Here is a 21466-nt window from a genome sequence, read left to right on the forward strand (position 1 = left end):
GATGCGCGCAAACCTCCTATTGATGGCGTGCCTGCTGGGCGCGGCCTGGCCGGCGCGGACGGCCGAACTGGTGGTCATGGTCGACAGCACGGCCAATATGCCGATGGCGCTGGTCGACAACGGCCGCCTGGTCGACGGCGTGCACAAGGAAATCGGCGAGATCCTGGCGCGCCACATGGGGCGCCAGGTGCGCTTTGTGATGCTGCCCCGCAAGCGCCTCGAGCATGCGCTGCAAAGCGGCGAGGCCGACGTCCTGTGCGCCTACATGCCGGAATGGTTGACGGGCGATTATCTGTGGAGCCGCGTCGTCTTCACGACGGAAGAGGTGCTGGTGACGGATACGCGCGCTCCGCCTGTGCGTGCGATCGCGGAGCTGCGCGGCAAGCCGGTCGGCACCATCCTGGGCTATCTGCATCCCGAGATGGAGGCGCTGCTGGGCAAGGATTTTGTGCGCGACAACGCGCCCAATATGGAAAGCAATATGGAGAAGCTGATGCGCGGCCGGGTGCGGCACATCCTGATCACCAGGGTCGTGCTCGACTACTACCAGCGCCTCCGCCAGCAGCCGCTGGCGATCCATCCGCCGCTCTCCGTCATGTCCTTCACCACGCGCTGCGCCGTGTCGCGCAAAGGCCGTGTGGCGCTGGCGGAAATCGACCAGGCCATCGGCCAGGCGACCAGGGACGGCAGCCTGGCCCACATGCTGACGCGCTTTCGCTAGCGCCGGCGTCATGGCCTGGCGATCGCCGCCGATTACACGTTTTTGCAACAGCCCGCCGCATGGCGGTTCAGCTGAAAGCGACTTCGTGTAATACTGGGCCGACATGAGTTCGCTACGGGGGCAGTGCCATGTCTGCATCTGAAACACGATCCTATGCCGCGCGCGCCGACCAGGTGGCCGCGGCCGAGCAGCTGCTGCAGGTACTGCGCGCCTGCCTGATGCCGCAAGAGATGCCGCACCACGCCCTGACCCTGCAACAACTGGCCGGCTGCCGCCTGAACGGCTCGCAGGCGCTGGAGCTGGCGGCGTTCCAGCTGCTGGCGCGGGCCGCCGACGTCGCCGTGGCCGCCGACACCTTGCTGCTGCCGGCCAGGAATCTGCAGCTGCAAGCCCAGACCGAACAGCACCCGCTGGCCCAGGCCGCCGCCCTGCGGGCGCTGCACTGGGTGCAGATGCGCCTGCGCCTGCACCACGCGGCGCTCGACAGCCTGGCCACGGCCGCCGAGCTGTACGCGCGCGGCGCGCTGCCGCGGCTGGCCACGCAGATGCGCGCCACCCGCTGCCGCGTGCTGCTGGGCGCCGAGATGCACCTGGAGCTGCTGCAATTCTGCGCCGCCATGCTGGCCGAGCCGGGCGAGCTGACGCCGGCCATCCACGTCATGCTGCTCGACAGCGCGGCCTCGGGCGCCTACTACCTGGCGCTGGAGGAGCCCGACGACGACGCCGCCGCGCCGCTGTGGCGCGACTGCCTGGCGCGGCGCGAGCTGGTGCTGCGCCGCACCCGCGAGTTCGGCCTGGACGCGCAGGAATGCCTGGCGCTGCTCAACCTGGCCGTGGTCAGCGCCAGCTGCGAGCAGGCCGACGCCAGCCGCGGCTACATGGCCCAGCTGCGCGCCCGGTTCGGCCGCGACGGCTACTGGAGCCCGTGGCTGCAGCTGTGCACGCTGCTGGCCGACTGCGCCGACGGCGAGCGCGCCAGCGCCTGGCCGGCGCTGCTGGCCTACGACGCCGGCCTGGACGACCAGACCCCGCAGGGCACGCGCCTGCGCGAGATCACGCTGTGCGCGATCCGCCGCTACGGCCGCCGCTGGGGCCGGCTCGACGCGGCGCTGCGGGCCACCATCGCCCAGGTCGGGCTGGAGCGGCGCCACAAGCGCGCGCTGGCGACCTCGCTGGGCGAGACCTTGAGCGCGGTGATGGAGCGGCCGCAGCTGCTGCACCAGAACGCCCTGCTGGCGCAGCACGGCACGGTGCTGGAGAACTCGCTGGTGCAGCGCAACCAGGAGCTGGGCGAGGCGCTCGAGACGCTGCGGCGCGAGGTGGCGGTGCGCCAGGCCGCCGAGGCGGCGCTGCAGGGCGCGCACGACCGGCTGGAGCAGCAGGTGCGCGAGCGCACGGACGAGCTGGGCCACGCGATGCGCGCGCTGATGCAGCAGGAAAAGCAGCTGGGCCTGTCGCGCATGGTGGTCGGCATGGCGCACGAGCTCAACACGCCGCTGGGCAATGCGCGGGTGGCGGCCAGCGCCATCACGGCCCAGGCCGAACAATTGCGGCGCGGCCTGGACGCCGGCGCGCTGCGCCGCAGCGAGGTGGCCGGCCTGCTGGCCAGCGTCACCCAGGGCGGCGAACTGGTCGACCGCGCGCTGGCGCAGATCAACCGCCTGGTCGAGCGTTTCAAGGGCTTGTCCGGCCAGCCGACCCAGGAGCCGGCCAGCCGCTTCGACCTGGCCGAGCGGCTGCGCTTTTGCGCCGGCGCCTGGGCCCACGGCCTGCAGGCGCGCGGCGTCAGCCTGAGCCTGGCGCTGCCGGACCAGCTGTGGCTGCACGGCTACCCGGGCGCCTGCCAGCAAGTGTTCCAGCAGCTGCTGGACAACTGCCTGCTGCACGCCTTCGCCCGCCGCGCCGGCGGCGCCATCGTGGTCGAGGCGCGCGCCGCCGCCGACGCCATCGTCATCGACTGGAGCGACGACGGCTGCGGCATCGCGCCCGAGCACCTGGCGCAGGTGTTCGAACCGTTCTACACCACCCAGCTGGGCCTGACCGGCGCCGGGCTCGGCCTGGCCAGCGTGCACAGCATGGTGGTCGGCCTGATGCGCGGCCAGGTGACGCTGGCCAGCACGGTGCAGCGCGGCACGCGGGTGTCGTTGCGCCTGCCGCACGGCGACGGCGGTGCGGCATGATGGGGGCCAAGGCAGGGGCCAGGCTGGGCGCCGTGCTGCTGTGCGCGCTGGCGCTGGCGCCGGCGCGCGCCCAGGCGCCGGCACCGTTGCGGCTGGTGGCGGCCGACCTGCCGCCGTATGCGATCGCGGCCGGCGGCGACAGCCCTGGTTTGCTGGTGGAGATCGTGCAGGAGCTGGCGCGCCGCGTGGGCACGCCGGCCACGGTGGAGTTCTACCCGTGGCAGCGCGCCTTGGCGCTGACCGGCGTGCTGCCGCGCACCGCGGTGCTGCCGCTGACCCGCACGCCCGAGCGCGAGCCGCACTACCGCTGGCTGGTGCGGCTGCGCCAGCAGAACTTCGTGTTTGTCGCCCGCCGCGGCAGCATCGACCCGCGCGAACTGCGCGACCCGGCGGCGCTGGCGCGGCGGCCGCTGGCGGTGCTGCGCGGCTCGCCGCACAAGCTGATGCTGCAGTCGCTGCACTTCAGCGCGGTGGCCGAATGCGCCAGCGTCAAGGACTGCATGCGCATGGTCAGCAAGGGCGTGGCCGACGCCACCTACGGCGGCGAGGACATCCACCGCCACGCCGCCAACCTGGACGGCAACCGCGAGGCCGACTTCGACTTCAGCCCCACCATCCGCAGCGGCGACGTCTGGCTGGGCGGCTCGCTCGACTTCAGCGAGGACGAGGCGCGCAAGTGGCGCGCCGCCTACGAAACGCTGCGCGCCGACGGCGGCCTGGCGCGCATCCAGCGCAAGTACGGCCTGGCCGGCAACTGAGGCCGCGCTGGCGGCCTATTTCGGCCTGGCGCGGCGCGCCTGGATTTCCCTGATCAGCTTGAGCTCCTTGTCGCTGGCCTTGTCCAGCAGCGCCGCGTGCTTTTTCCCCTGCTCGGCCAGGCCGGCCAGCTCGGGCGGCGGCGGCGTCTCCGGGTGGACCTGGTAGGCGATCCAGCCGCTCAGCAGGCATAGCGCCAGCGTGCCGGCCACGTAGGCGGCCAGCCACAGGCCGGTCTGGCCGCGCGCGCGGTGCAGCGCGCGGCAGACCTGCTCGGCCTCGCGGCTGGCGGCCTGCATCTGGCCGACCATGCCGGCGACGGCGGCGTTGGCCGCCTCGGTGGCGGCGCGCGCCGCCTCGCGCCCGGTGGCCTCGAGCTGGACCGCGGCCTGGGTCTCGATCCGCACCGCCTCGGCGATGCGGGCGTCGATCTGGTTCAGGCTGATATGCGCCATGCGCACCAGCTTGTCGCAGCCGGCGATCTGCCTGGCCAGGGTTTGCAGGTCGAGGTGGAAGCGGTCGACCAGCGCGCCGTGGGCGTCGACCTTGTCGTTGAGCGTGTTGAAGAAATCGCCTTGCGATGTCGCGGGCTGCTGGTCGGGATTCATGCGCTGCGCCTATTCGATGAGCGGGAAGCCTTATTGTAAATTCAAGCTACAATAGCGGCGTGAAAAAGATTCTGCTGATCCTGCTGCTGACCATTCTGCCCATCCAGTACGCCTGGTCGATGGCGGCCGTCTATTGCCAGCACGAGCCGGCCAAGGTCACCCATTTCGGCCACCATGGCCATCAGCACCAGGCGCAGTCCGACGACGGCGCCGACCAGAGCAAGCCGGTCAAGGTCCACAGCGACTGCGAGGTGTGCCACCACGCGGTGCAGGCCTCGGTGCCGGGCGGCGCCACGCCGGCGCTGGCCGCCACCGTGGGCGGCCACGCGCCGCCTTTGCCGGCGCTCTACCTGTCCCATATCTCCGACGGGCCCGCGCGGCCCAATTGGCTGCTCGTCGCCTAGCGCGACGAGGCCCTCGCCCCTTTTTTAGACGCCTGAGTCTCGTCGAATTCCTGTTCCTGTCGTCTGGAGAATTCGATGTACAAGTATCTGTTGCCGCTCGTCGTAGCGGCGTGGCCTGCCTATGCGCAGGCCGAAATCGAGCCGTCCGCGCCGCTGACGCTGAAGGCCGCGTTGACCTTGGCCGGCGCCGCCAACGCCGAACTGGCCGCCGCCCGCCATGAGCTGGGCGCGCTGGACGGCGCGGTGCAGCAGGCCGGCCTGCTGCCCAATCCCACGCTGTCGGTCGAACGGCTCGACACCCGGCGTGCTACCCGCGAGACCACCTTCCAGCTGAGCCAGCCGCTCGAGCTGGGCGGCAAGCGCGCCGCCCGCGTGCAGGCGGCCGAGCGTGGCCGCGACAGCGCCGCCGCCGAACTGGCAGTGCGCCAGGCCGAGCTGCGCGCCGCCGCGATCGACGGCTGGTTCGCCGTGCTGGCCGCGCAAGAGCATGTGCGGCTGGCGCAGCAGGCGGCCGAGCTGGCGCAGCGCGCGGCCGGCGCCACCGCGCGCCGCGTGGTGGCCGGCAAGGTGTCGCCGGTGGAGCAGACCCGCGCCCGCGTGGCCGCGGCGTCGGTGCAGCTGGACCTGATCCGCGCCCGCAGCCTGCTGGCCGGCGCGCGCCAGCGGCTGGCGACCCTGTGGGGCAATCCGGCGCCGCGCTTCGAACGGGTCGACGGCGCCATCGAGGCGCTGCCGGAACTGGCCCCGGCCGAGGCCATGCGCCGTCGGCTGGAGCGCGCGCCGGCGCTGGCGCTGGCCCGCTCGGAACTGGCGCGGCGTCAGGCGCTGGCCCAGGTCGAGGTCAGCAAGCGCACGCCGGACCTGACGCTCAACCTCGGCGGCAAGCGCTCGGAGGAACTGGGGCGCACCCAGGCGGTGTTCGGCATTTCGGTGCCGCTGCCGCTGTTCGACCGCAACCAGGGCAGCGTGCTGGAGTCGGCGCGCCGCGTCGACAAGGCGCGCGACGAGCTGGCCGCCACCGCGCTGCGGCTGGAGGCCGAGCTGGCGCAGGCGCGCGCGGAGTTCGACCTCGCCCGCCAGCAGGCGCAGGCCCTGCGCGACGACATCCTGCCCGGCGCGCAAAGCGCCTACGATGCCGCCAGCACCGGCTTCGAATACGGCAAGTTCGGTTTTCTCGACGTGCTCGACGCCCAGCGCACCTTGCTGCAGGCGAAAACGCTATATCTGAACGCCCTGGCGGACGCGCACCGCGCGCTGGCCGTCATCGGCCGCATCCTCGGAGAAGAACATGAATAAGCAGCAGAAAATCACCATCGCCGTCATGGCGCTCATCGGACTGTTGCTGGCGGCCCTGATGCTGATGCCCAGGCGCGGCGCAGCCCCGGCGGCGGCGGCACCGGCGGAATCGGAGCACGGCGGGCACGCGGATGCGCAGCCTGAAAAAATCGCGCTCGACGAGACCCAGGCCAAGGCCGCCGGCATTGCGCTGGCCGTGGCGGCGCCGGCCCGGATCAGCGTCGCCATCACGCTGCCGGGCGAGATCCGCTTCAACGAGGACCGCACCGCGCACGTCGTGCCCAAGCTGGCCGGCGTGGTCACCGGCGTGCGCGCGGAGCTGGGGCAGAACGTCAAGCAGGGGCAGGTGCTGGCGGTGATCGCCAGCAGCGGCCTGTCCGAGCAGCGCAGCGAGCTGCTGTCGGCGCAGCGGCGGCTGGCGCTGGCCGGCACCACCTTCGAACGCGAACGCCGCCTGTGGCAGGACAAGATCTCCGCCGAGCAGGACTACCTGCAAGCGCAGCAGGCGTTGAGCGAAGCCGAGATCGCGGTGCGCAACGCGCGCCAGAAACTGAGCGCCATCGGCGCCGGCCCCACGACCGGCGCGGCGGCGGGCGCGGACCTGAACCGGCTGGAACTGCGGGCGCCGTTCGACGGCGTGGTGATGGAGAAGCATCTGGCGCTGGGCGAGGCGGTCAAGGAGGATGCCGCCGTGTTCACGATTTCCGATTTGTCCGGCGTGTGGGCCGAGATCGCCGTGCCGCCCAAGGACCTGGCGCTGGTGCGCGTGGGCGAGACGGTGCTGGTCAAGGCCTCCGCCTTCGAGGCCCAGGCCAGCGGCAAGATCACCTATGTCGGCTCGCTGCTGGGCGAGCAGACCCGCACCGCCAAGGCCCGCGTGGCGCTGGCCAATCCCGACCGCGCCTGGCGCCCCGGCCTGTTCGTCAGCGTCGATGTGCTGTCGGGCCAGGCCGCCGACGCCGCCGTCACGGTGGTGGCGGACGCGATCCAGACGGTGGCAGACAAACCGGTGGTGTTCGTCAAGGTGGCGGGCGGCTTCCGCGCGCAGCCGGTGGTGCTCGGCCGCAGCGACGGCAAGCTGACCGAGATCCTCAAGGGCCTGGCGGCCGGCGCGCAGTACGCGGCGGCGGGCAGCTTCGTGCTCAAGGCGGAGCTGGGCAAAGACAGCGCCGAGCACGCGCACTGAGACGGGGGACACCATGTTTGAACGCATCATCCAATTCGCCATCGCCCAGCGCTGGCTGGTCCTGCTGGCGGTGGCCGGCATGGCCGCACTCGGCGTCTACAACTACCAGAAGCTGCCGATCGACGCCGTGCCCGACATCACCAACGTGCAGGTGCAGATCAACACCTCGGCGCCCGGCTACTCGCCGCTGGAGACCGAGCAGCGCGTGACCTTCCCGATCGAGGCCCTGATGTCCGGCCTGCCCAGGCTGGAGCAGACACGCTCGCTGTCGCGCTACGGGCTGTCGCAGATCACCGTCATCTTCAAGGACGGCACCGACATCTTCTTCGCGCGGCAGATGGTCAGCGAACGGATACAGGAAGCGCGCGCGCAGCTGCCGGCCGGTGTCACGCCGGCCATGGGCCCGGTCTCGACCGGCCTGGGCGAAATCTACCTGTGGACGGTGGAGACCAGGCCGGGGGCGAAGAAGGCCGACGGCACGCCCTACACGCCGACCGACCTGCGCGAGATCCAGGACTGGATCATCAAGCCGCAGCTGCGCAACGTGCCCGGCGTGACCGAGATCAACGCCATCGGCGGCTACGCCAAGGAGTACCAGGTGGCGCCCAACCCGCAGCGGCTGGCCTCCTACGGCCTGACCTTGCAGGACGTGGTGACGGCGCTCGAGCGCAACAACGGCAACGCCGGCGCCGGCTACATCGAGCGGCGCGGCGAGCAGCTGCTGGTGCGCGCGCCGGGACAGGTGCGGACGCTCGACGACCTCCGCAACATCATCCTCAGCAACGTGGACGGCGTGCCGGTGCGGGTGCGCGACGTCGCGGAGGTCGATATCGGCCGCGAGCTGCGCACCGGCGCCGCCACCGAGAACGGCCGCGAGGTGGTGCTGGGCACCGTCTTCATGCTGATCGGGCAGAACAGCCGCGCGGTGTCGCAGGCGGTGGACCGCAAGATGGTCGACATCAACCGCAGCCTGCCGCCCGGGGTGCAGGCGGTCACCGTGTACGACCGCACCACGCTGGTGGACAAGGCGATCGACACCGTCAAGAAGAACCTGCTGGAAGGCGCGGTGCTGGTGATCGTGGTGCTGTTCCTGTTCCTCGGGAACATCCGCGCGGCGCTGATCACGGCGCTGGTGATCCCGCTGGCGATGCTGTTCACCTTCAGCGGCATGGTGACCTACAAGGTCAGCGCCAACCTGCTCAGCCTCGGCGCGCTGGACTTCGGCATCATCGTCGACGGCGCGGTGGTCATCGTCGAGAACTGCGTGCGGCGGCTGGCGCACGCGCAGGCGCGCCACGGCCGCGTGCTGACGCGCGCCGAGCGCTACGCGGAAGTGTACGCCGCCGCGCGCGAAGCCCGCAGGCCGCTGCTGTTCGGCCAGCTGATCATCATGGTGGTCTACCTGCCGATCTTCGCGCTGACCGGTGTCGAAGGGCGCATGTTCCATCCGATGGCGCTGACGGTGGTGATGGCGCTGGTGGGCGCGATGCTGTTGTCGATCACCTTCATCCCGGCCGCCGTGGCGCTGTTCATCGGCGACCATGTGGTCGAGAAGGAGCAGCGCCGCATCACCGGCTGGTACGCGGCGGTGCTGGAACGCGTGCTGGCCAACACGCCGGTGGTGCTGACCTTCGCCGGCATCGCGGTGGCGCTGTCGGTGCTGCTGGCCACGCGCATGGGCAGCGAGTTCGTGCCCAGCCTGAACGAGGGCGACATCGCGATCCAGGCGCTGCGCATCCCCGGCACCAGCCTGACGCAGTCGGTGGCGATGCAGCAGCAGGTGGAGCTGGCGCTGAAGCGGCAGTTCCCCGAGATCGAACGCATCTTCGCCCGCACCGGCACCGCGGAAATCGCCTCCGACCCGATGCCGCCCAACGTCTCGGACGGCTACATCATGCTCAAGCCGGAGTCGCAGTGGCCGGCGCCGAGGAAGTCGCACGCGGAACTGGTGGCGGCGATCCGGCAGGCGGCCGAGCGTTTGCCGGGCAACGCCTTCGAGTTCTCGCAGCCGATCCAGCTGCGCTTCAACGAGCTGATATCGGGCGTGCGCAGCGATGTCGCGGTCAAGCTGTTCGGCGACGACATGGCGGTGCTGGGCGAGACCGCCGCGCGCATCGCCGCCACGCTGGGCAAGGTGGATGGCGCGAGCGAGGTCAAGATCGAGCAGACCGGCGGCCTGCCGGTGCTGACGGTGGAGATCGACCGCGGCAAGACCGCGCGCTATGGCCTGAATGTGGGCGACGTGCAGGAGACCATCGCCACCGCCATCGGCGGCAAGCAGGCCGGCACCATGTTCGAAGGCGACCGCCGCTTCGATATCGTGGTGCGGCTGCCGGATGCCTTGCGCAGCGACCTGGATGTGATGCGGCGCCTGCCGGTGCCGCTGCCGCGCGCCGGTGGCGCTGGTGCTGCCAACTTCATTCCGCTGGGCGAGGTGGCGAGCTTCGCCATTGCGCCCGGGCCGAACCAGATCAGCCGCGAGGACGGCAAGCGGCGGGTGGTCATCAGCGCCAATGTGCGCGGGCGGGATATCGGTTCGTTTGTCGCGGAGGCGGAACAGCGTCTGCAGCAGGTGCAGATCCCGGCCGGTTACTGGACCAGCTGGGGCGGACAGTTCGAGCAGCTGCAATCGGCGTCGCGCCGCTTGCAGATCGTGGTGCCGGTGGCGCTGCTGCTGGTGATCGTGCTGCTGTTCGCGATGTTCGGCAATCTGAAGGACGGGTTGCTGGTGTTCAGCGGCATACCGTTCGCGCTGACCGGCGGCATCGCGGCGCTGGCCTTGCGCGGCATACCGTTGTCGATCTCGGCGGCGGTGGGCTTCATCGCGCTGTCCGGCGTGGCGGTGCTGAACGGGCTGGTGCTGATCTCCTTCATCCGCAGCCTGCGCGAAGAAGGGCGCACGGTGGAGCAGGCGATCCGCGAAGGCTCGCTGGGCCGCTTGCGGCCGGTGCTGATGACGGCGCTGGTGGCGTCGCTGGGCTTCATCCCGATGGCGATCGCCACCGGCACCGGCGCCGAAGTCCAGCGCCCGCTGGCGACGGTGGTCATCGGCGGCATCCTGTCCTCCACCGCCTTGACGCTGCTGGTGCTGCCGCTGCTGTACCGGCTGGTGTACTTGCGCGGGCAGCCTACAACGGCTTAAGACTTGGAGCGCGCCGCAGCCAGTAACACCTGGCTGCGGTTTTTACCTTGGCGTCAATATCATTTCCTGCCGTTCGCGCCGCATGCTGAATTGGTCCAGGAAATTACTGCCCAGCAGAATGATGGGCAAGCCGCTCTCTTGGACCACGGCCTCTAGATCCCGGAGCTCCAGCTCGCCGATGCGGATCCTCTGTATCTGCACCCGAAACACGTTGGTGAGACCGTTTGCCGTCGATGCTGTGCCGGGCCGTCCTTTGCGGTAGTCGATGCCGAAGCGGGCGGCGTCTGCCGCGGGCAGCGCGATGACGGTGGCGCCGGTATCGACCAGCATCCGCGCAGTCATGCCATTGATGCTGCCATTGGTGTAAAACTGGCCGGCGGCATCCGCACGCAACACCAGCGCTTGGTTCGCCCCGTTCTGCGCCGGATAACGGCCCATGGCGATCGTCACCGTCTTGCCATGTTCGGCGATGGTGGCGCCGTCGTTGTGAACGGCCAGCAGCCGATAGCCCGGCACGATGGTGCTGCCTGTCGCGTAGTCGGTGGGCTCGCCGCCGTCTACCGTCATAAAAGCGCGGTCGCGGACTACGCCCACCAGGCTGATATTGGCGGCGCAGGCATTTGCGCCTGAAAGGATAAAGCCGGCTGCTAAGGCATAAGTTGGGAGGCGCATGGTAGTCGGCGGAAAAATGTTGGAAATTACTTAATTGCCGCTGAGCATAACATTTTAAGCTGGCCCAAAATGCGCACATCCTCACGCCATTGCCATTGCTATACAGGGTGCTGCATTTGGGGGGGGCTCTAAAAGCTCTAAACGTTCTAATTCGGTAGAGATTGAACTAAATCGCTAGAAACGGTCTAAAAAATAAGCGCGACGTAGAAAAAGTAGAGAAATTAGAGTCCACCGCGCTCTTTTTTAGAGTTTTTAGAGCCAGGATTAGAAAAATTAGAGCGAAGTCTATTGAATTAGACCGATCTATAACGATTAGAGCTTTTAGAGCCGGAGAAAAAAATGCCCCTCCCTATCCCCTTCCATATACCGACCGCCGTACTCCACGGCCTGATAGACCGCACGGGCGAAGGCTGGTTCGGCCCCAAGACCGAAGCGGTGGTATGCCGGCTGATCCGGGACTGGTTCGCCGCCGGCGCCCCTGCCACGTCGGCCACCCGTGAATGCGACCCCACCCCAGCCGCAGCGCAGGACGCCAGCAAAGGTTATCAATGGAAGCAGCTGTTCCTGCCAAACGGCACGGAACTGCGCGCCACCTTTTGCGGCAAGAGCACCTACGCCAAAGTGCAGGACGAAGTCATCATCTGCGACGGCGCCCCGACCACGCCATCGCGGCTGGCCAACGCAAGCGGCTGCGGCACGCGCAATGCGTGGCGAGCGATCTGGCTGCGCTTCCCCGGCGGCAGCACATGGAAACTCGCCGCAGCCTGCCGCGCGGACCAATAGAGAGCGCTACTCGGCGACCGGCACCAAGCGGATAGCCTGGCCGCCGCCGGGGGCCAGCTTGAGTTGCAAGACGGTCCTGGACGTGACGCTCTTCTTCTCGATGACGATGTCGAAGCGGTGGCTGTTGCGGTAGTCGGCGTGCTCGCCGTCGCGGTAGATCTCGGCGGTGTAGCGCTTGCCGGGATCGAGGAAGGACAGCGGCAGCGACAAGCTGCGCGCCGCGCCGTCCGTCACCGAGCCGACATACCAGTTGTCGGAGTGGCGGTCCTTGCGGGCGATGGTCGCGTATTCGCCCACCGCGCCGTGCAGCACGCGCGTGTCGGCCCAGTCGGTCGGCACGTCCTTGATGAATTTGAACGGACCCGGATACTTCTCGTAGTTCTCGATCAGGTCCGCCGCCATCACCACCGGCGAGTAGATCACCACGAAGCTGGCCAGCTGCTTGGCCTGCGTCGAGTTGATCGGCCGGCCCTTGACGCCCTCCAGGCTCAGGATGCCCGGCGTGTAGTCCATCGGTCCGCTCAGCATGCGCGTGAACACCAGCTTCGCCTCATGATCGACGCCGTTGATCGGATTGCCCCAGGCGTTGTACTCCATGCCGCGCGCGCCCTCGCGCGAAATCCAGTTGGGATAAGTGCGGCGCAATCCGGTGTCCTTGACCGGTTCGTGGGTATCGATCGCCAGCTTGTAGCGCGCCGCCTCCGTCACCGCTTTTTGAAAATGCCGCACGCCTTCCTGCGAATCGGTAAAGCCGTAGTGCGAGCCGCCGCCGGCGCTGCGGAACTGCGCCGCGCCGGCATCGGTCACGTAGCCGGACTTGATGCTGTCCACGCCCAGCTTCGCGTACAGCTGGTAGCCCGCATCCATTTGCTGCTCGTAGTGCGCCGCGTTGCCGCCGGTCTCGTGATGGCCGATCAGGCGCACGCCCTGGTCGATGGCGTAGGCGCTGGCCGCCGCCAGGTCGAAGTCGGGATAGGCCTGCGTGAAGCTGAACTCCGTGCCGTCGCCGTACCACTTGCCGTCCCAGCCCAGGTTCCAGCCTTCCACCAGCACGCCGCGGAAGCCGTGCCTGGCGGCGAAGTCGATATGGCGTTTGGTGTTCGCGGTGGTGGCGCCGTGCTTCGCGCCCGCGCCCCAGGAGGTGCGCTCCAGATGCATCTCCCACCACACGCCGACGAACTTGGACGGATGGACCCACGACACGTCGCCCAGCTGGTTGGGCTCATTCAGATTCAAAATGAGGTCCGACATGTACAGCCCCGCCGCGTTGTCGGCGATCTGCATGGTGCGCCACGGCGTGGTGAATGCGCCGGTCCGCTCGACCGGCGCGCCGCTGGCCGAAGGCGTCAGGTGGGCGCGCAGCTTCTGGCCGTCCACCTTGCGCAGCCACATCGACGCATAGTCGACCAGCGCCGCCTCGTGGAAGGCGATGTGGGTGCCGTCGCTGGTGCGTATGGTCAGCGGCGTGTTGGCCAGGCCCACTTCGCTCAGCGGCGTTTTCGTGATCGGATATTCCAGCGCGGCCATCTCGCCGGCCGGCTGCCACCACGCGGTGGCCGGCGCGGCGACGACGAACTCGGTCAGCTCGTCGGCGATGCGGGTCTGCGGTAATTGCGCTTGCTCCGGCAGCTCGTAGCGGAAGCCGACGCCGTCGTCGAACACGCGGAACACCAGCGCCATGCGGCGGTCGTGCTGGGCCTTCTGCACCAGCTCCAGCCGCAGCTCGCGGTAGTGGTTGCGCACGTAGCGGCGCTCGCCCCACGGCTGTTCCCAGGTGTCGTCATGCTCGCTCACCGTCTGTCCGGCCAGCGAGAAGCCGCCATCCAGCTGCGGCGCGTTGGCCAGCACAAAGCCCAGCCGCGACGGCGCGATCAAGGCTTTGCCGTTGCGCCGCACCTGGTAGGCCAGCCGGCCGTCGCCGCTCAATTGCAGCGACACGCTGATGTTCCGGTCGGGCGAGGCGACGCTGGCCAGGATGTCGTCGGCGCGGGCCGATGCGGCGCAGACGGCCAGCAGCAAGAGCGCGACGGCGCGGCGGAAAGTTGGCAGCAGGGACACGGGTGGTTTCCTTGATCGCATGGTGGGGACCGCCCATCATGCCAGAAAACGAAAAACACCCCGGGGTCAAGTCTGACATTCAGACACGGCCTCGGCCGTTTCCGCCGTTAGGGCTGTGCTCGTGTCCGAATGTCAGACTTGACCCCGATGTAAAATTGGCAAATGTGTCATAGAATGCGCCATTCGCTTTTTACAGACATCGCACATGAAATACATCAAGCAGTTGAGCATCGCGGCCGTGGTGGTGGCCGTCGCCGGCGCGGGCGCCTACGCGGCGCTGCGCGGCCAGCAACCGCCCGCCGCGCCCGCCGCTGCGACGGCGGTGGCCGGCGCCGCGCCCGAGATCCTGCCGGAACTGCGCAATCTGCTGGCGGCCTACCGCAAGATCATCGTGCTGCTGGCCGACGAGAAGTCGCTGTCCGAAGCGGACCGCAAGGCCGCCGGCCAGGTCGGGCAGTCGCTGTTCCACGAGAACCTGGCGCGCCTGGCCGGGGTGCAGGCCATGCTGGCGCAAACCCAGGCGCTGCCGCCGTCGCTGCGCGACGCCGCCGCCGACGCGCTGCTGTCGTATATCGAATCGGCCGGCGACCTGTTCGACGCCGACCGCCTGGCCTTCCGCGAAGTGCTGCTGTCGCTGCAAAAGCTGGCGGCCGCCGACCAGACCCTGCCCGCGATCAAACTGCACAAGCGCGTCAGCGAAGACCTGGCGGCGCTGGAGGATATCGAGAAGCAGTACGACAAGGAGATCAACGACATCTTCTCGCGCTTCGACACGCGCGCCATCACGCCCAAGCGCGAACGCTGGGACGACTACGTGAGCCACCTGCGCAAGCTGTACACGCGCGACCGGATCATGAAGGACTACGGCGTCATCGTGCCGTATCCGGAGCAGCCCAGGTCGGCGGAGCAGGAAGTGCAGGCCAGGGAAATCTTCGGCAACGCGCTGCCGCCCAAGACCGTGGTGCTGACCTTCGACGACGGCCCGCACAAGAGCTACACCGAGGAAGTGGCGGCCATCCTCAAGCAGTACAACGTGCCGGGCGTGTTCTTCCAGGTCGGCCGGAATCTCGGTCAGCTCGATGCGCAGGGCAAGCAGACGCTGAACAAGAACGCCGCCGAGAGCCGCCGCCTGATCGACGCCGGCCACGCCGTGGGCAACCACAGCTTCAGCCACGCGCTGCTGTCGAAGGAGAAGGGCGAGCAGCTGTACCGCGAGATCGCCAACGCCGACCTGCTGCTCAAGGCCACCGACGCGCGCCGCTCGGAGCTGTTCCGCTTCCCCTACGGCGCCCACAACGCCGAGGGCCTGGCCATCCTGTCCCGGCTGGGCCTGCGCTCGGTGATGTGGAACATCGACTCGCTGGACTGGGCCGATCCGGTGCCGAGCTCGATCGCCAACCGCGTGCTGACCGCCCTGAACAAGGAACAGCGCGGCATCATCCTGTTCCACGACATCCACGAGCGCAGCGTCAAGGCGCTGCCGCTGGTGCTCGACAAGCTGATCGCCGACGGCTACAGCTTCGCCGCCTGGGACGGCCACGAATTCAAGGTGAGCAAGGGCGGCAAGCCGGAGCCGGAGAAGATCGCCGTCAGCACCGGCTACGCCAACAGCTACGCGGTGGTGATCGGCATCAACGACTACCAGAAATGGCCCAAGCTGCAATACGCGGTGCAGGACGCCAGGGCGATCCGCGACACGCTGGTCAACCGCTTCGGCTTCGCCGGCGAGCGGGTGTTCACGCTGTCGAACGGCGAGGCCACGCGCAACAACATCCTGGCGCTGTTCCACGACAAGCTGGCCGACGCCCGGCTGAAGAAGGACGACCGCATCTTCGTGTTCTTCGCCGGCCACGGCGCCACCCGCCAGCTCAGCTCCGGCCGCAACCTGGGCTACATCATTCCGGTCGATTCGGACCCGCAGCAGGTCAGCTTCGACGCCATCCCGATGACGGACTTGCAGAACATCGCCGAAAGCCTCAACGCCAAGCACGTGCTGTTCGTCATGGACGCCTGCTACAGCGGGCTGGGTCTGACCCGCGGCGGCGGCAACAGCGCCTTCCTGCGCGACAACGCGCGCCGCATCGGCCGCCAGATGCTGACCGCCGGCGGCGCCGACCAGATGGTGGCCGACGGCGGCCCGAACGGCCACTCGGTGTTCACCTGGACCTTGCTGCAGGCGATGAACGGCAAGGCCGACCTGAACGGCGACGGCCTGATCACCGCGACCGAGCTGGCGGCCTATGTGGCGCCGGCGGTGGCCAGCGTGGCGCAGCAGACGCCGGCCTTCGGCAGCCTGCCGGGATCGGAGGGCGGCGAGTTCGTGTTCCAGCTGCCGGTGGAGGCGGAGTTCCTCAGCGCGCAATCGGCGCAGCTGTCGCCGGACGCGATCGCCCTGAACAGCAAGCTCGATAAGGGCCGCGACCAGAAGGCCGACGGCAACACGGTGCTGGTCAGGAACCTGCAGGGCGAGCAGCAACAGATCGCCGCGCCCAAGCCGGTGGACGCGTCGAGCCGCCAGCTGGCGCAGCGCGCCAACGACCGTGGCCTGCAACTGTACAAGGAGAAGCAGTACGCGCAGGCGGAAGCGGCGTTCACCGAGGCCTTGAAGTACCGGCCCGATTTCGGCCTGGCGGCCAACAACCTGGGCTTCGTCTACTACAAGCAGGAGAAGTACGCCGAGGCGGCGCGCTGGTTCGAGAACACGTTGCAGATCGACACCTCGCGCGCGATCGCCTACCTGAACCTGGGCGACGCCCGCCTGCGCCTGGGCGACGGCGACAAGGCGAAGCAGGCCTACACCAGCTTCCTGGAGCTGGCGCCCAAGCACGCCAACGCCGGCTACGCCAAAGAGCAGCTCAGGAAACTGTAGCCCGTTCAGGCTTGGTTCCAGTCGTATTCCAATTGCAGCGCGGTGCGCGCGGCCAGTTCGTGGCCGGCCAGCCGCGCCACCAGGTGCAGCGACATGTCCATGCCGGCCGAGATGCCGCCGCTGGTGACGATGCGGCCGTTGTCGATCCAGCGCCGCTCGCCCGTCACCGTCAGGCGCGGGAAGGCGGCGCGCAGGTCGGCGAGGTCTTCCCAGTGCGTCGTCACCTGCAGGCCGTCCAGCAGCCCGGCCTGCGCCAGCAGGAAGGCGCCGGTGCACACCGACGCCACCAGCTCGCAGGCGGGCGCGGTGGCGGCGATCCAGCGTATCACTTCCTGCTTGTCGCGCTCGGCGTCGACCACGCCGCCCGGCACGATCAGCACGTCGATCCGGCCGGCGTCGCCGAAGTCCGCTTCGGGGAACACGCTCAGGCCGGCGCGCGCGCGCAGCATGGCGCCGCGCTGGCCGATGGTGCGCACGCGGAACGGCGCTTCCATGCCCGGCGCCAGCCTGGCGGCCATCCGCGTGGCGCAGGTGAATACTTCGTACGGCCCGGCGAAGTCGAGCACTTCAACGTCGTCGAATACATAAATGCCGATGGTGCGTGTCATGCTGGCTCCCGTGGGTGGAAGCGTCCATCATGCCTCGACGGTGGTTGACACAAATGACATTCATGGTTGAATATCTGCCATATGAAACCGATCGACATCTGGCTGCTCGTCTATCCCGGCTTCGTGCTGCTGGACGCCACCGGCCCGGCGCAGGTGTTCTCCAGCGCGAACGACGAGGCGCGCGACGCCGGCCTGCCCGAACCCTATCGCATCCGCATGATCGCGTCCGGCGGCGGGCTGGTGGCGTCCACCGCCGGCGTCAGCGTGATGACCGAGCAGCTGCCCCGGTCCGCTCGCAGCCTGGCCGGAGCGACGCTGATCGTGGCCGGCGGCCGCGGCCTGGAACGGGGCGACAGCGCGGCGCTGGCGCCGGCCCATGTGCGCTGGGTGCGGCGCGCCGCGCTGGGCGGCGGCGGCGTGCGGCGTTGTTGCTCGGTGTGCAGCGGCGCCTTCGTGCTGGCGCAGGCCGGCCTGCTCGATGGCCGCAGCGCCGTCACGCACTGGATGGACGCCGCCCAGCTGCAGGCGCAGTACCCGCAGGTGCAGGTGCTGGACGACGCGATCTACGTCAAGGATGGCCCTTGCTACACGTCGGCCGGCATCGCCGCCGGCATGGACCTGGCTTTGAGCCTGGTCGAGGAAGACCAGGGGCGCGGCGCGGCGCTCGCTACGGCCAAGCGGCTGGTGGTGTTCTTCAAGCGGCCCGGCGGCCAGCGCCAGTTCAGCTCCGAGCTGCTGGCGCAGGCCGATCCGCAAGGCTTGCACGGCCGGCTGACCGACTGGCTGCGCCCGCGCCTGAAGCAGCAGATCGATGTCGAGCAGATGGCGGCGGCGTGCGCGCTGTCGGTGCGCACGCTGCACCGCCGGCTGCGGCAGGAGGCCGCGATCTCGCCGGCCCAGCTGCTGCTGCGGCTGCGCATGGAGGCGGCCTGCGGGCTGCTGGAGCGGCCCGGCGTGAGCGTCAAGCGCGCCGCCAGCCAGAGCGGCTTCGGCAGCGAGTACAATCTGCGGCGCGCGTTTGCCGCCCAGCTGGGCGTGGTCCCCAGCGATTACCAGGCGCGCTTTGGCTGAACCAGAGAACCGGACTGTAAACAGATGATGCAGGAATTCGAGAAGTGGGTGGCGCGGGTGCTGCTATTGAATAGCGCGCTGGCGCTGGGCGTGAGCCTGGGCCTGCTGGGCGAGCAGCAGTCGGCCGACGCGCTGCCGCTGCTGTACGGGGCGGCCATGCTGGGCTTGCTGTCGGCCGTGCTGTCGCTCAAGCGCTGGAAGACCGGCCTGTGGGGCGGCCTGCTGTATTACGCGCTGCAACTGGTCAGCGTCTATCCGTTCGCCGGCGGCTGGCAGTTCGCCGTCAAGGCCGGCGTCAGCGTCGGCCTGGTGCTGCGCTTCGCCGGCGGCGTGGTGGTGCTCAATATGGTGGCGCTGGCGCTGCTGGCGGCCACCGCCGCCGTGCTGGCCTGGCGCTATCGCGCGCCGAACACCTGACCGCCCAGGTAGGAGTAGTAGAAGCGCTGCCGGCCGGTGGCCAGCAGCACCCGGTGCGCGCGCAGGAAGTCGCGGCCCAGTATCATGTCGACGTGCTTGATGCCGAACTGCTGGGTGTTGGCTATCGCCCCCAGCGCGATGCGCGGGTGGCCGATGTGTTCCTCGCCGATGGCGAAGCTGTCGAAGACGGCGCCGCCCGGCGCCGAGGCGGTCACGCCCAATGCCGCCGCCGTGCCCAGGTCGACCAGCGACTGTTCGGCGCTGGTGTCGAGCAGCGCGCGCACGCTGCGGCCGTTCAGCTGCGTTTGCACATAGGCGGCGCTGTGCTGGTCGCTCAACTCCAGCGGCACCTCCAGCGCCTGCGCGTCCCAATAGGCCAGCGACTTGGCGTCGCAGCCTTCCTCCTTGAAGAATTTCAGCTGGCGCTCCGCCAGCGCGATTTCCAGGTCCGCTTGCAGCAGGTAGTCGGCGCCGACCTTGCCGCCGTAGCCGCTATCGTCGGCGCGCTCGACCACCGGGAACCAGGCCCTGGCCACGCGCGACGGCCCGATCACCACTTCCTCCGGCTGGGCCGCGAAGCTGGCGCTGTCGCTGTCGGCGCCGCGCACGCGGTTGAGGGTGCGCGTCAGCGGCAGTTGCTGGCGCTCGGCCTCGGCGCGCGTCAGCAGGGTGCGGGGGGCGCCGGTGTCGATCAGCATGCGCACCGGCTTGCCGTTGACCTGGCCCTCGATGTAGGGGTTGCCGGTCGTGGCCTGGAGCTTGAGCTCGAGCGCGGCCAGCTCGGTGTAGCGGCAGGCGTGGGCGGACGGGGTCAGGGCCTGGGCGGCCAGCAGCAGGCCGGCGCCCAGCAGTTGTTGCAGGGTAGGGTGGGTCATGGCGCGTAAGCGATCGGTTGGCCTGGATCAGGCGACGCCAGATGTTAGCAGTTCAGTCAACTTTGGTGGATGACAATTTTATCGCTGGCGGCGGCGCAGCATGAACTGGCCGCTGTGGGGCGGTCAAATTAGCGTTGGTTCTCCCCCTGTTCGGTCATCTGCTTGTCATGCGGCAAGGGCAATATGTCCTCATGGATATATTTCCCATGAAAAGTTGGCAATAAAAACATCATATTTTCCTTATGGAATTACTTCGAGGGTAACTTTTTTAATAAATAAACATTCCGTGCAGGCAGGTTGCGAGAGAGACACAGCGGTCGAAATAAATTCTTTTGGGAAATTTACTCGGATATAATCGACCCTTGGATTTCCATCGGAACCGCTGTTTGTCCGGTTCCGGCGGGGACGGCCCGAAACTTTGTGGCCAAAAGAAAAGTTTACTTAATGAAAGTCCAAATTCAGTCGTTATATGCAGTACGGAGTAGTTTTTCCCGCAGCATCTAAAAAATTTTGTTAAAAAAGTAACAAATCCACTAGGGCTCGAGCGTCAGACACAAGCTGATCGCTCGAGTTGCTTTCTGAGCAGATAGAGTAGTACCTCCAGGAGAATAAGCATGAGTTTCGCGACCAGTTTTACCACTGAGCAGATTGCCAGTTTCAGCACGGCCCAGATTATCACTCTGGCAACTGCCGATATTGCGGCGTTCAATTCAGATCAATTGGCCGCGTTCACCACCATGCAGATCCCTGCCTTCACTACGGCTCAGGTGGCAGGGGGGCTGAACTCCACCCAGATCGCCTTCCTGACCACCCAGCAAGCGAACGCGCTGACCTCGACCCAGATCGGCGTGCTGCAAACGGCGGCCATCGCCGCGATGACCACCAACGACGTCGCCGCGCTGGCCACGGCGGCGATCGGCGGCATCACGGTCGGCCAGGTCAAGGCGTTGACGACCAACCAAGTGGTCGCCCTGACCAGCAACCAGGCCGGGCAACTGAGCTCGTCCCAGGTCGCCGCGCTGAGCACCAACGCCATCGCCGCGCTGGAAACGGCCGACCTGGCCGCGATCAAGACCGCCTCCATCGCCGTGCTGAGCTCCGCCCAGGTGGCCGCGCTGACCACGGCGCAGATCAATACGATGGGCACCGCCGCGGTGGCCGCGCTGAGCACCGCCGGCGTCGCCGCGCTGAGCAGCGACCAGGCCGTCGCCCTGACCTCGGCGGAAATCGCCGCCCTGAGCACCGCGCAAGTTGCCGCGCTGTCGAGCAAAGCCATCGGCGCGATCGAGACCGCCGACCTCGCCGGCCTGAGCACCAATGATATTGCCGCCCTGCGCACGGCGCAGCTGGTCGGCCTGGCCACGGCGCAAGTGGCCGCGCTGTCGACCAACCAGATCGGTGCGTTGGGCAGCGCCGCCATCGCCGGCCTGAGCACCGACCAAGTGGTCGCGCTGACCACCGCGCAAGCGAGCTCGCTGAGCACCGCGCAAGCGGCCGCGTTGAGCACCAAGGCCGTCGCCGCGCTGGAAACCGCCGATTTCGCCGCCTTGTCGACCAACGCCATTGCCGCGCTGAGCGCCAACCAGGTCAAGGCCTTGACCACCGATCAAGTGGTCGCCCTGACCACCGCCGAAGCCGCCGCGCTGAGCACCGCGCAAGTGGCCGCGCTGTCGAGCAACGCGATTGCCGCGCTGGAAACGGCTGACCTGTCGGCCATCAAAACGGCCGGCATCGCCGCGCTGACCACCGCCCAGGTCGCCGCGCTGACCACCGCCCAGGTCAACAACCTGGCCACCGCTTCGCTGGCCGCGCTGAGCACC

16 protein-coding genes and 1 pseudogene are annotated in these 21466 nt (G+C 68.4%); 12 read left to right on the plus strand and 5 right to left on the minus strand.

Going from position 1 to position 21466, the window contains the following annotated elements; genetic code table 11:
• Position 1 precedes the first annotated feature (1 nt).
• From AC1RMD_RS03070 to AC1RMD_RS03080, 3 genes are all read left to right on the plus strand, one after another.
• Complete coding sequence (locus AC1RMD_RS03070; RefSeq protein ID WP_492923514.1) at positions 2 to 721, plus strand: substrate-binding periplasmic protein; 720 nt, start codon at positions 2 to 4, stop codon at positions 719 to 721.
• A 128-nt stretch (positions 722 to 849) separates the two neighbouring features.
• A complete protein-coding gene (locus tag AC1RMD_RS03075) occupies positions 850 to 2901 on the plus strand; it encodes a sensor histidine kinase (protein WP_492923516.1) in 2052 nt (683 codons plus the stop codon).
• A complete protein-coding gene (locus AC1RMD_RS03080) occupies positions 2898 to 3659 on the plus strand; it encodes a substrate-binding periplasmic protein (RefSeq protein ID WP_492923518.1) in 762 nt (253 codons plus the stop codon). The genes AC1RMD_RS03075 and AC1RMD_RS03080 overlap by 4 nt, the downstream gene beginning before the upstream one ends.
• Before the next feature lie 15 nt (positions 3660 to 3674).
• Here AC1RMD_RS03080 and AC1RMD_RS03085 read toward each other — a convergent pair whose 3' ends face one another.
• Complete coding sequence (locus AC1RMD_RS03085) at positions 3675 to 4265, minus strand: hypothetical protein (protein ID WP_492923520.1); 591 nt, start codon at positions 4263 to 4265, stop codon at positions 3675 to 3677.
• A 59-nt stretch (positions 4266 to 4324) separates the two neighbouring features.
• Between AC1RMD_RS03085 and AC1RMD_RS03090 the strand changes: the two genes are divergently transcribed.
• The 4 genes from AC1RMD_RS03090 (at position 4325) to AC1RMD_RS03105 (ending at position 10293) form a co-directional block, all read left to right on the plus strand.
• Positions 4325 to 4669 carry a hypothetical protein gene (locus AC1RMD_RS03090; RefSeq protein WP_492923522.1) on the plus strand — a complete coding sequence of 115 codons (345 nt, stop codon included), beginning with the start codon at positions 4325 to 4327 and terminating at the stop codon, positions 4667 to 4669.
• 75 nt (positions 4670 to 4744) lie between these two features.
• Positions 4745 to 5965 (plus strand): TolC family protein, encoded by a 1221-nt coding sequence (locus AC1RMD_RS03095; protein WP_492923524.1) that lies wholly within the window; start codon positions 4745 to 4747, stop codon positions 5963 to 5965.
• The gene (locus AC1RMD_RS03100; RefSeq protein ID WP_492923526.1) at positions 5958 to 7151 is read left to right on the plus strand and encodes an efflux RND transporter periplasmic adaptor subunit; all 1194 of its coding nucleotides are present in this window, start codon (positions 5958 to 5960) and stop codon (positions 7149 to 7151) included. Before AC1RMD_RS03095 ends, AC1RMD_RS03100 begins: the two co-directional genes overlap by 8 nt.
• A 13-nt stretch (positions 7152 to 7164) precedes the next feature.
• Positions 7165 to 10293 carry a CusA/CzcA family heavy metal efflux RND transporter gene (locus AC1RMD_RS03105; RefSeq protein WP_492923528.1) on the plus strand — a complete coding sequence of 1043 codons (3129 nt, stop codon included), beginning with the start codon at positions 7165 to 7167 and terminating at the stop codon, positions 10291 to 10293.
• 42 nt (positions 10294 to 10335) lie between these two features.
• Here the strand turns inward: AC1RMD_RS03105 and AC1RMD_RS03110 are convergent, their stop codons facing one another.
• Positions 10336 to 10965 (minus strand): retropepsin-like aspartic protease family protein, encoded by a 630-nt coding sequence (locus AC1RMD_RS03110; RefSeq protein WP_492923529.1) that lies wholly within the window; start codon positions 10963 to 10965, stop codon positions 10336 to 10338.
• A 339-nt stretch (positions 10966 to 11304) separates the two neighbouring features.
• Here AC1RMD_RS03110 and AC1RMD_RS03115 point away from each other — a divergent pair, with 339 nt between their 5' ends.
• Positions 11305 to 11748, plus strand: coding sequence for a hypothetical protein (locus AC1RMD_RS03115; protein WP_492923531.1), 444 nt, complete (start codon positions 11305 to 11307; stop codon positions 11746 to 11748).
• Between the two features lie 6 nt (positions 11749 to 11754).
• Here the strand turns inward: AC1RMD_RS03115 and AC1RMD_RS03120 are convergent, their stop codons facing one another.
• A complete protein-coding gene (locus AC1RMD_RS03120) occupies positions 11755 to 13806 on the minus strand; it encodes a glycoside hydrolase family 97 protein (RefSeq protein WP_492923533.1) in 2052 nt (683 codons plus the stop codon).
• 205 nt (positions 13807 to 14011) lie between these two features.
• Here AC1RMD_RS03120 and AC1RMD_RS03125 point away from each other — a divergent pair, with 205 nt between their 5' ends.
• Positions 14012 to 16675: a polysaccharide deacetylase family protein gene (locus AC1RMD_RS03125; protein WP_492923535.1), complete on the plus strand. Its 2664-nt coding sequence runs from the start codon at positions 14012 to 14014 to the stop codon at positions 16673 to 16675.
• Positions 16676 to 16680: 5 nt separating this feature from the next.
• On the opposite strand, the gene AC1RMD_RS03130 is transcribed toward AC1RMD_RS03125, so the two are convergent.
• A complete protein-coding gene (locus AC1RMD_RS03130) occupies positions 16681 to 17283 on the minus strand; it encodes a DJ-1/PfpI family protein (protein ID WP_492923537.1) in 603 nt (200 codons plus the stop codon).
• Between the two features lie 81 nt (positions 17284 to 17364).
• Here AC1RMD_RS03130 and AC1RMD_RS03135 point away from each other — a divergent pair, with 81 nt between their 5' ends.
• Both AC1RMD_RS03135 and AC1RMD_RS03140 read left to right on the plus strand, forming a co-directional pair.
• Complete coding sequence (locus AC1RMD_RS03135; protein ID WP_492923539.1) at positions 17365 to 18354, plus strand: GlxA family transcriptional regulator; 990 nt, start codon at positions 17365 to 17367, stop codon at positions 18352 to 18354.
• A 24-nt stretch (positions 18355 to 18378) separates the two neighbouring features.
• The gene (locus AC1RMD_RS03140) at positions 18379 to 18771 is read left to right on the plus strand and encodes a hypothetical protein (RefSeq protein ID WP_492923541.1); all 393 of its coding nucleotides are present in this window, start codon (positions 18379 to 18381) and stop codon (positions 18769 to 18771) included.
• Here the strand turns inward: AC1RMD_RS03140 and AC1RMD_RS03145 are convergent.
• Positions 18750 to 19646, minus strand: a complete 897-nt coding sequence (locus AC1RMD_RS03145) for a retroviral-like aspartic protease family protein (RefSeq protein WP_492923543.1) — start codon at positions 19644 to 19646, stop codon at positions 18750 to 18752. The genes AC1RMD_RS03140 and AC1RMD_RS03145 overlap by 22 nt on opposite strands.
• A gap of 614 nt (positions 19647 to 20260) precedes the next feature.
• Between AC1RMD_RS03145 and AC1RMD_RS03150 the strand changes: the two are divergent.
• Positions 20261 to 21466 (plus strand): annotated as a pseudogene (locus tag AC1RMD_RS03150) (heme utilization protein); the annotation flags it as partial.

Source organism: Duganella sp. GW822-FHT06D06 (assembly GCF_058799615.1).